General features: G+C 64.8%; 5 protein-coding genes and 4 pseudogenes. 7 read left to right on the top strand and 2 right to left on the bottom strand.

The window, feature by feature from the left end; translation table 11 throughout:
* Window positions 1-518 (bottom strand): annotated as a pseudogene (locus CRM90_RS31620) (transposase); the annotation flags it as partial.
* 51 nt (window positions 519-569) lie between these two features.
* Window positions 570-1,805 (bottom strand): annotated as a pseudogene (locus CRM90_RS28665) (IS256 family transposase).
* A 274-nt stretch (window positions 1,806-2,079) separates the two neighbouring features.
* Here CRM90_RS28665 and istA point away from each other — a divergent pair.
* The 7 genes and pseudogenes from istA to CRM90_RS31155 all read left to right on the top strand — a co-directional run.
* Window positions 2,080-3,636: pseudogene (istA, locus tag CRM90_RS28660) on the top strand (IS21 family transposase).
* Window positions 3,633-4,436, top strand: a complete 804-nt coding sequence (locus CRM90_RS28655; RefSeq protein ID WP_102810263.1) for an ATP-binding protein — start codon at window positions 3,633-3,635, stop codon at window positions 4,434-4,436. Before istA ends, CRM90_RS28655 begins: the two are co-directional and overlap by 4 nt.
* A 540-nt stretch (window positions 4,437-4,976) precedes the next feature.
* A complete protein-coding gene (locus CRM90_RS28650; protein ID WP_102810262.1) occupies window positions 4,977-6,083 on the top strand; it encodes an NDMA-dependent alcohol dehydrogenase in 1,107 nt (368 codons plus the stop codon).
* Between the two features lie 317 nt (window positions 6,084-6,400).
* A complete protein-coding gene (locus CRM90_RS28645) occupies window positions 6,401-7,900 on the top strand; it encodes an aldehyde dehydrogenase family protein (RefSeq protein WP_102810261.1) in 1,500 nt (499 codons plus the stop codon).
* 48 nt (window positions 7,901-7,948) lie between these two features.
* A complete protein-coding gene (locus tag CRM90_RS28640) occupies window positions 7,949-8,353 on the top strand; it encodes an SCP2 sterol-binding domain-containing protein (protein ID WP_102810260.1) in 405 nt (134 codons plus the stop codon).
* 34 nt (window positions 8,354-8,387) lie between these two features.
* A complete protein-coding gene (locus tag CRM90_RS28635; protein ID WP_102810259.1) occupies window positions 8,388-10,019 on the top strand; it encodes a long-chain fatty acid--CoA ligase in 1,632 nt (543 codons plus the stop codon).
* A gap of 151 nt (window positions 10,020-10,170) precedes the next feature.
* Window positions 10,171-10,549: pseudogene (locus CRM90_RS31155) on the top strand (IS256 family transposase); the annotation flags it as partial.
* Window positions 10,550-10,605: the final 56 nt, after the last annotated feature.

Raw genomic sequence — 10,605 nt, 5'->3', positions numbered from 1 at the left:
CACGACGAAGCCGCGAACCGGCCGGTGCTTTTTACACCCACTTTCGGACGCGACCATTTCGAGATCGATGCTTGGTCTCTGAGCGCGTCGGCGAGGGTGGCCTCCACGTCGCGGACCGACAGTCCGCGAACGAACGACGCGATCACCAGCGACTCCAGAGCATGCGTCTTGGTGACGTGCTTGCCGAACAGCCGGGAGGCGAACGCGGCGGCCGTGCCACGCAGCTTCGGCCGTTCCAGCGTGACCGGGCCGGCGGTGGTTTTCACCGTCACCGGCCGGTACCCGTTGCGGGCACCCGGCTGAGCCTCGGGGCAGCCGCGGTGCGCTGATAGCGGTCACGACCGAGGAATGCGGTCACCTCGGCCTCCAAGGCAGCCTGCATCAGCAGTTGCGCACCCAGGTGGGCCACCTCCTCCAAGATCTCGGGTAACTCCACAATCAGAGGCGAACAGCTCGTCAATCTTGGCGCGGACACGATCGGTCGGCTGCCAGGTGAATGGGACCGCTTCAGGGGTCAAGTCCAGGTGTGTGGTGTACGATGTCGTCGTGTAATTCTTCGAGTTAATGGTTCAGGCGGTCAGCGCCGCGGGGGTGTCCTCCTGTTCTGTCGGGGTGTCGTTGACGGTGCGTGATTTGCTCAGGACGTCGAGGCCGAGGTAGCGCCGAGATTCGGCCCATTCGTCGTGTTGTTCGGCCAGTACGGCGCCGACGAGGCGGATCAGCGCGTTGCGGTCGGGGAAGATGCCGACGACGTCGGTGCGCCGGCGGATCTCCTTGTTGAGCGGTTCCTGGGGGTTGTTGGACCAGATCTGGCGCCAGATCTGTTTGGGGAACGCCGTGAAAGCCAGCAGGTCCGCCCGTGCCGCCTCGAGGTGCTCAGTGGTCTTGGGGAGCTTGTCGGCGAGTGCGTCGATGATCCGGTCATACTGGGCAGCAACGGATTGCGCGTCGGGTTGGTCGAAGACCGAATGCAGCGGCGTCTTTACCCAGGGCCAGGACGCCTTGGGCGTGACCGCCATCAGATTGGTGGTGTAGTGGGTGCGGCAGCGCTGCCAGGCCGCTCCGGGCAAGGTGGCACCGATCGCGGCGACCAGCCCGGCGTGCGCGTCGCTGGTGACCAGTTTGACCCCCGAGAGGCCGCGGGCGGTCAGCGACCGCAGGAACGTCAGCCAGCCAGCGCCGTCTTCGGCGGTGGTGACGTCGATGCCGAGGATCTCCCGGTACCCGTCGGCGTTGACTCCGACTGCGATCAGGGCGTGCACGTTGACCACACGGCCGCCTTCGCGGACCTTGAGGACCAGGGCGTCGGCGGCCATGAACGTGTACGGGCCGGCATCCAGCGGGCGAGTGCGAAACGCCTCGACAGCGGCGTCGAGTTCCTTGGCCATCACCGACACCTGCGACTTCGACAGGCTGGTGATCCCCAGCGTCTCGACGAGCTTGTCCATCCGCCGCGTGGACACCCCGAGCAGGTAGCAGGTCGCCACGACGGTGGTCAGTGCCCGTTCCGCGCGTTTGCGGCGTTCGAGCAGCCAGTCCGGGAAGTAGGAGCCAGACCGCAGTTTGGGGATCGCAAGATCCAGACTGCCAGCGCGAGTGTCGAATCGGCGGTGCCGGTAGCCGTTGCGGGAGTTGGTGCGTTCGCTGCTGCGTTCGCCGTAGCCGGCCCCGCACACGGCGTCGGCTTCGGCGCCCATCAAGGTGTGAATGAAGGTGGCCAGCAGCTCGCGCAACACGTCGGGATGGGCCGTGGTGAGTCATTCGGCGAGCACAGCGGGCAGGTCGATATTGTGGGCAGTGGTCATCGCGTCGATTCCTTTGCTCGAGTGACTTTGGACGGTCTCTCGAAGAATCACGCGATGACCTTCATTCACTCGGCTACGGCACGCCGGTACCGCTGATCAGGTCCGACTCGTACACCACTCTGCTGGACGCAACCGCTTCAGGGCTGGTTTTGCCATGAGGATGGGACCGCCTGTTTGCCATTGATGGGACCACCTGGCTGGTGTTTTGCCAGTTATGGGACCACCCTGGCGTGGCGTCGGGATCTTCCGGTTGTTGGGCCGCTGTATTGGCCAGATGAGCTACCGGGAGGTGTCGGTGATCGAGATTGTGGAGATGCTGCGGCTGTGGCTGCAGGGGTTGGGGTTGCGGGAGGTGGCCCGGCTATCGGGGACCGATCGCAAGACGGTGCGCCGGTATGTGGATCGGGCACGGGCGTGTGGGCTGGACCGCGATGGCGGTGAGGGTCAGCTCACTGATGAGTTGATCGCGGCGGTGATTGCCGAGGTGCGCCCGCACCGGCCTACCGGCAAGAGTCTGGCGTGGGAGACAATTGCTGGCGAGCATTAGCAGATCAAGGCGTGGCTCAAACAGGGGCTGACGTTAACCAAGATCCACACCTTGCTGGGTCGCCGTGGTGTGGTGGTGTCGTATCGGACGTTGAATCGTTATGTCACAACCGAATTAGACTTCGGGCGACGCCGGGCGACGGTGCCGGTGGCCGACTGTGAGCCGGGTGCGGAGGTGCAGGTCGACTTCGGCCGGCTCGGCATGCTCACCGATGCCGGCGATGGGCGCCGCCGAGTGGTGCAGGGGTTGATCCTCACCGCGGTGTATTCGCGGCACATGTTCGTCTGGCCCACCTACCGCCAAACCCTGGCCGATGTGATCGCCGGGTTCGAGGCGGCGTGGAAATTCTTCGGTGGGGTGTTCGCGGTGGTGATCCCCGACAACATGAAGGCCATCGTCATCACCGCCGACGCGGTGGACCCGCGGTTTAACGACAGCTTCCGTGAGTACGCCCAGTCGCGGGGATTTGTCATCGACCCGGCCCGGGTCCGCAGCCCGCGCGATAAGCCGCGGGTGGAACGCATGGTGACCTATGTGCGGTCGAATTTCTTTGCTGGAGAGTGCTTCCGGGATATGCAGGACTGCAGGATCCGGGCGCAGCACTGGTGTGCGCAGACCGCCGGGATGCGGATCCATGGCACCACTCGCCTGCGCCCGGACGAGGTGTTCACCGCCGAGGAACTGCCCGCCTTGAATCCGGTGCCCGAAGCGGCGTTCGATGTTCCGGCCTGGACGCAGCCGAAGGTGGCCCCGGACCGCCATGTGCAGGTCGCCAAAGGGCTCTACAGCGTGCCCGGGGAGTTGATCGGCAAGCGGATCGGCGCCCGCGCCGATGCGCACACGGTGAAGCTGTACTGGCGCGGTGAGCTGATCAAGGTTCATCCGCGGGTGGCGCCGGGGCGTCGGCACACCGATGCGGCGGATCTGCCGTCGGAGGTGTCGATCTACGCGATGCGTGACATCACCAGCCTGGCGGCCAAGGCCGCCGCCTGTGGCCCGCACGTCGGGACCTACGCGGCCGCGGTGTTGGAGCATCCGCTGCCGTGGACCAAGATGCGTCAGGTCTACCGGCTGCTCGGGCTGGTGCGCCGCCACGGCGCTGCCGCGGTCGACGATGCCTGCCGGCGTGCCCTGGACGCCGAGGTGATCGACGTCGGGCTGATCGAACGGATCTTGACTCGCGGGGGCGGCGAACAACTGCCGCTGATACCCAAGCCACCCGCGGGGGCGGCGTCGCGGTTCGTGCGGCACAGTTCGGATTTCGCGGTCCGGAGGCCCTCATGAGCCCGGCCCGCCCTGATGCCGCGCCCGCGCTCACACCAATCGAGATCTCCGCGGACTTGAAAGCGTTGATGCGTCGGCTCAAGCTCGGCCAACTGCTCGACACGCTCCCCGAACGGCTGGCGTTGGCCCGCACCAACCGGCTGCCTCATCACGACTTTCTGGAGCTGCTATTCGCTGACGAGGTCACCCGACGCGACAAAGAGTCCGCCACACGGCGCGCCAAGGCCGCCCACCTGGACCCCGCGATGCAGCTGCAGGCCTGGGACAGCTCGGCCGCAGTCAGCTTCGATCAGCAGCTGTGGGCCGAGCTGACCTCGCTGCGGTTCCTCGCCGACGCGTACAACGTGCTCATCATGGGGCCGGTCGGCGTGGGAAAGACGTTCCTGGCTAACGCAATAGGACACATCGCCGTTCGCCGCGGCCACAGCGTGCACAACGAGCGCGCCGACAAACTGTTCAAACGCCTGCGCGGAGCACGCCTGGACGGAACCTACGAAGACGAGATGCGCGAACTGCACCGCGTCGATCCGCTTATCGTCGACGATCTGGCGCTGCACCGACTGGAAGCCACCGAGACCACCGATTTCTACGAACTGATCGTCGAACGCCACCGCAAGGCCTCCACGATCATCACCAGCAACCGCGAACCACCGGAGATCCTGACCATGATGGCCGACCCGCTGCTGGCCCAATCCGCGATGGACCGGCTGCAATCAGCGGCCTACGAACTCGTCGTCGAAGGCCAGTCCTACCGGCAACGCCAAAAACCAAAGCCGGCCCCTCCGACTCCGTCGGATTGACCAGCACCAACTCCATCAGTCACCATCAACACGGCCCACGACCGGAAGACGAACTGGTCCCATGCCCATGGCAAACCAGTGGTCCCATCACCCCGGCAGGCGACACGATCGGTCGGGGATACTCGTGCAGGCACGGGCGTAGGGTCCTTTCTTCGATGACTTGGTCGTCTCGAAGCAGAACCTACGCCCGGTCCCTTTTACACCGGCTTTAGGACGCGACCATGGTCGCACGCAGCCGACTCTGAGAGCCAGATAGCGTGACGCCGCCCTTGCTACCGCTCAAGGCAAGCAGGATCGGCGAGAGTCTCCGCATCTGTGACACCTGCCTACCAGTCGCGCAGCACTCCCCCCGCGCGGGGCCCCTCTCCCTGCCTGCTTGGCCCTGGCGTCCCCCGCGCGGGCGCCTTGCAAGGCTCCGCGAGGCGTGCTCGATCTGCGTGGCACTCGTGGGCCACTGATGGCACGGGTGGCCCTGGCGCGCGCGCCACGTCGTTGTGACGATGGGCACACAACATTCAACATGCGAGGGAAGAATCAATAGTGAAGACGAAGGCTGCGGTTCTGTGGGGCCAGAACGAGAAGTGGCAGGTGGAGCAGATCGACTTGGATCCGCCCGGTGAGGGCGAGGTGCTCGTCAAGTTAGCCGCCAGCGGTCTATGCCATTCCGACGAACACCTCGTTACTGGCGACCTTCCCTTTCCATACCCACTGGTGGGCGGGCATGAGGGCGCTGGCGTTGTCGAAGCGGTGGGACCCAATGTCGCCGATATCGCCGAGGGCGATCATGTCGTGATGATGTTCTTGCCCGCTTGCGGGCGATGCTCCTACTGTGCCCGCGGAATCGGGAACCTCTGCGACTCCGGCGCCGCGGTGATGCTGGGACCGCAACTCGACGGAACCTACCGTTTTCACGCGCGGGGCGAAGACGTCGGTCAAATGTGTTTGCTCGGAACGTTTTCGGAGTACACCGTCGTTCCTGCCGCGTCGGTGGTCAAGATCGATGACGATATTCCCCTGTATACCGCCGCATTGGTGGGGTGCGGGGTGACCACCGGTTTCGGCAGTGCCGTGCGTACCGGTGAGGTGCGGGCGGGAGACGCGGTCGTGGTCGTCGGGGCGGGCGGCATCGGCATGAACGCGGTCCAGGGAGCTCGCATCGCCGGTGCCCGCATGATCATGGTGGTGGACCCAGTTGAGTTCAAGCGCACCAAGTCTTGTGAGTTCGGTGCCACGCATACCGCCTCATCGATCGATGAGGCGTGGAACGCGATCAGCGACTTGACCCGCGGCAGGCTTGCCGATGTCTGCATCGTCACCACCGGTGTCGCTGAGGGCGCCGAGGTGGGCCCAGAACTGAGTCTCATCGGTAAGCGGGGTCGCGTCGTGGTCACCGCGATCGGACACCCGGAGGAAACCACTATCACGACAAACCTTCTCGAGCTGACTTTATATGAAAAGCAGATCCGTGGATCGCTATTCGGCTCATCCAACGGCCAGCACGATATTCCGCGGTTGCTGGAGCTCTACGCTCTCGGCCAATTGAAGCTCGATGAACTCATTACCACCGAGTACGACCTGGAGGACATCAATCAGGGTTATGAGGACATGCGGTCGGGCAGAAATATCCGCGGCGTCATCCGCTATTGAGTGGGCCTTCGGACGGTCACCTAGCCGTTCGCGAGACCAGGATTCGGGCATGGTTCGCGCGCTGAGCGCGGGAAACGTAGCGGCTCCAGGAGACTCATGCGCAACACATGGACACCGCTGGCGAAGAGTCGGTGACCAAGACCTGCCGTATCGACGTCTTTTGCCGGGGAACGGAACGTAGTCGGACAATCCCGGCCGTGACCGTGTTAGACCCGAGTCCGGTGAGTCATCACCGGACACTGCACAGAGCGCCCACCTACAGCGCGGCGGGCTTGCCGCGCTGTTCAACAAACATGCAGACAAACAAAGGAATTGTGATGACCACGCTATCAATCGACATACCTGAGACGCTGCAAACGTTTTTGCGTGGTGCGTCGGCGAGCATCGTCATCGGGGCTGACAAGCTTGGGGCCGCCGACGGAGCCGAGGCTGTGACCACCGATCCGGCGACCGGCGCCGTATTGGCCACCATCGCAGCGGGTGGTCCGATCGACGTGGCGCGGGCGGTCGACGCGGCGAGCGAGGCATTTGAACACTGGCGTCGCCTGAGCCCGGCCGCCCGCGGCCGGATACTGCTCGACGTCGCCGACGCGATCGAGGCGCATGCCGAGGAACTCGCCACTCTCGAGACGCTCGACAACGGCAAACCGCTGACGGAATCGTTGTACATCGATATCGGCTTGGTCAGTCAAATCTGGCGCTACTTCGGTGGCTGGACAACCAAACTTGGCGGCCAGACCCTGCCCGTCTCACCGCCGGTGGGCGAGGCACTGGTGTATACGCAACGGGAACCGCTGGGCGTCATCGGCGCGATCGTGCCGTGGAACTTTCCGCTTCTGATCGCGTCGTGGAAGGTGGCGCCCGCCCTGGCCGCCGGCAACACGGTCGTGCTCAAGCCGTCAGAGCACACCTCGCTGACCGCATTGCGGCTGATCGAGATCGCTCTCGAGGCCGGACTACCTCCGGGTGTGCTCAACATGGTCACCGGGCTCGGTTCTTCCGCCGGCCAGGCCCTCATCGAAGACCCCCGGGTGGCCAAAGTGTCGTTCACCGGCTCGACGGAAACCGGTCGCCGGATAATCATCGCCAGCGCACCCAGCATCAAGAAACTCACCCTGGAACTGGGTGGCAAATCAGCCAACATTGTCTTCCCGGATGCCGACCTCAAAGCCGCGGCCCAGGGGGCACTGGCCGCCATCTTCCTCAACCAAGGGCAGGTGTGTTGTGCAGGGTCGCGCCTGTTCGTGCACCGCGACGTGCGTGCCGAACTGCTCGCCGAGCTGGAGACCGCGGCCCGGGCGATCGAGCTCGGTCACGGCCTTGATGACAGCACCGAGATGGGGCCCCTGGTCTCAGCCACCCAGCGCGACCGCGTTGAAGGTTTCCTGCGCGCCGGCACCCAGGAAGGCGCCACCCTGCTCTGCGGCGGCCAGCGACCCGGCGGCGCACTGAGTCACGGCCACTTCTTGACGCCGGCCATCTTCACCGACGTCGACGACGCCATGACGATCGCCACCGAGGAGATCTTCGGGCCGGTGCTGTCGGTGTTGACCTTCGACGACGAAGCCGAGGCGGTGCGCCGGGCCAATGCCAGCGCGTACGGACTGGCAGCGGGGGTGTGGACCGACGACCTCAAACGCGCGCACCGAGTGGCCAGGGAGCTTCAGGCTGGCACTGTGTGGGTCAACTTGTACAACGTGTTGGACCCTGCGGCACCGTTCGGTGGCTACAAGGCGTCCGGATACGGGCGCGATCTTGGCGAGGAGTCCCTGCTCGGCTTTACCCAGACCAAGTCCGTGTGGATCGGCTTGGACTAGCCCGGATCTTCCAGCTTTGGCGATCAACGACACGAAAGGATCACCGCCATGGGCGTTTTCGCTGACGAGGCAGAGGTGCACAAATACATCGGCGGGGTGTTCGAGAAGGGCCTAGCAGATCCCGACATCGGGCCCAAGCTGTCCGCCTCGGGTGTTGTGCTGCAAATCAACTACACCGATCCCGAGGCGATTGTGACGGTGGACCTTCCCAACGCAACAGTGCTCGCCGGCGCCACCGACATCACACCCGATGTCGAGTTGTTCATGTCGGCAGACACCGGTAACCGATTCTGGCAGGGCAAAGTGAACCTGTCGCTGGCCATGGCCAAGGGAGAGGTCCGCGCCAAGGGCCCGGTGCAGAAAGTCATCAAGCTCGTCCCCACCGCCAAACTGCTCTTTCCCACCTACACCGCGATGCTGGCCGCCGACGGCCGCAGCGACCTCGAACTGTGAACGTCGATATCGCTTGTGGCGGGCGGAATCGCTGATGCACTCCACCATGCAGGCCGCTCCGCTGTCGGTCGCCTCGATCCTGGCGCATGCTAGCGGCGTACACGGCGCCAAGCAGGTGATCAGCGCCACCGAACAGGGCCTTCGCGCTGCAAGCTACCGGCAGATCGGCCAGCGGTCGGCCCAACTGGCCTTGGCGCTGCGACGTCTCGGTGTGACCGGCGACGACCGCGTCGCCACGTTCCAGTGGAACAACCAGGAACACCTGGAAGCCTATTGCGCGGTACCCGCCATGGGTGCTGTCCTGCACACGATCAATATCCGACTCTCGGCCGATCAAATCCGCTACGTGGTCAACCACGCCGAAGACACGGTCATCATCGTCGACGCGTCCCTGACGCCACTGCTGGCCCCGCTGTTGGCGGATGCGCCCTCGGTGCGGGCGGTGGTGGTCACTGGCGGCGGCGATGCTGTCGACCTGCTGCGGGGCAACGGCCCCGAAGTAGCCCATTACCACGAGCTGCTCGCCGCTGAGGGTGACGAGTTCCCTTGGCCTACAGTCGAAGAAACCTCCGCAGCGGCAATGTGTTACACCAGCGGCACCACCGGCGACCCCAAAGGGGTGGTGTACAGCCACCGATCCTTATACCTGCATTCGATGGCCGCATGCACCACAAACGGGCTGGGCATCGGCGAGGGCGATCGCGTCTTGCCGATCGTGCCGATGTTTCACGCCAACGCATGGGGGCTGCCCTACGCAGCGCTGATGGCAGGGGCCGACCTGCTGATGCCCGACCGATTCCTGCAGGCCGAGGCGATCAGCCGGATGGTGCACGAGCAGCGCCCGACCATAGCGGGCGCCGTACCGACAATCTGGAATGACGTCCTCTCCCACACGGGACGCGTCGGCACCTGCGACTTCTCATCGCTGCGGCTGGTGGTCTGTGGCGGCTCCGCGGTGCCGCGCGCCTTAATAGAGGCATTCGAGGAGCGCCTGGGCGTCACGGTGTTGCAGGCCTGGGGAATGACCGAAACCTCGCCGCTGGCCGCCATCGCACGCCCGTCGGCAGCGGCACCGCCTGAGCGGGCACAGGAGATGCGAACGACCCAAGGCCGCCCCGTGTGCGGAGTCCAGATGCGTCTCGTCGCCGATGACGGTTCAGTGCTGCCGCACGACGGTCAGGCGGTGGGGGAACTGGAAGTCCGCGGGCCCTGGGTAACAGGCGCGTACTACCAGGGTGCCGACGACGACAAATTCCACGACGGCTGGTTGCGCACTGGGGATGTCGGGCGCATCGACGCCGACGGCTTTCTGACTTTGACCGACCGTGCCAAGGATGTCATCAAATCCGGCGGCGAATGGATTTCATCGGTGCAACTAGAGAACATCCTGACCGGGCACCCAGCCGTGTTCGAGGCGGCGGTAATCGGCGTGCCCGACCCAAAATGGCAAGAACGCCCCCTCGCTGCGGTCGTGCTGCAGGATGGACTCCACATTGCGCCCCAAGAGATCAAATCCTGGCTGGCCCAACAGGTTCCACGATGGTGGCTTCCCGAACAGTGGACGTTCATCGAGCAGGTTCCCCGCACCAGTGTAGGGAAGTTCGACAAGAAGCTGCTGCGCGCCTACCATGCGGACGGCAAGCTCAGCATCACCACGGTGCGGTGACTGCAGCGTTGACGCGCGACCTTTTTCGTCGCCCTTTGCAGGATGACTACGATGATCTGGCAATTGCGCAGCATCCATCGCAGCTAAGCCGCTGACACAGCCACGCACGGCGATCACCGCGTCAGCGACAGCGACGCGCCGTCAACATCGCCTGATCGTTGACGTCTGTGGGTGCGACCTTCGCCGCGTGCCCGACCATATCAGTGTGGCGATGGCTGAGATCGCCGAGAAAGTGCAGGAAGGTCTGCTGCGATGGCGGTGGGTGCCGGACACTGCAGGTCATGCGGGAGCTGATGGAGGTCGACGTGCTCGGCTGGCCGGCCCGAAGGGCGCCACGATGCGGCGCGCACGGCGGTGCGGCACGGTCCACGAACGCGGCTCGGTGACATTGGGCGGCCGTTGGGTGCCGGTGACCCGCCCGCGGGTGCGGCCGCCGATGGGTTCGGGAGGTGGCGATCGCCCCCTATGAGCTGTTCAGCTCGACCGAGGTGCTGGGCAGGATGGCGATGGAGAACATTCTGGCCGGGCTGTGGGTCTTGACCCCAGGTGTTGGACACGCTTAATCCCGCAAGATTGGCGGGGGAAG

Origin of the sequence: Mycobacterium sp. ENV421, assembly GCF_002887815.1 — a bacterium.
GTDB lineage: Bacteria > Actinomycetota > Actinomycetes > Mycobacteriales > Mycobacteriaceae > Mycobacterium.
The sequence above is the reverse complement of the archived record's forward strand: the minus strand, read 5'-3'. Positions and strand labels throughout refer to the sequence as shown.

What these genes read in the sequence shown, in the direction of transcription:
- CRM90_RS28640 (WP_102810260.1), top strand. Translation starts at nt 7,949, where the DNA reads ATGGGCGTTTTCGCTGACGAGGCAGAGGTGCACAAATACATCGGCGGG.
- CRM90_RS28655 (WP_102810263.1), top strand. Translation starts at nt 3,633, where the DNA reads ATGAGCCCGGCCCGCCCTGATGCCGCGCCCGCGCTCACACCAATCGAG.
- CRM90_RS28645 (WP_102810261.1), top strand. Translation starts at nt 6,401, where the DNA reads ATGACCACGCTATCAATCGACATACCTGAGACGCTGCAAACGTTTTTG.
- CRM90_RS28635 (WP_102810259.1), top strand. Translation starts at nt 8,388, where the DNA reads ATGCACTCCACCATGCAGGCCGCTCCGCTGTCGGTCGCCTCGATCCTG.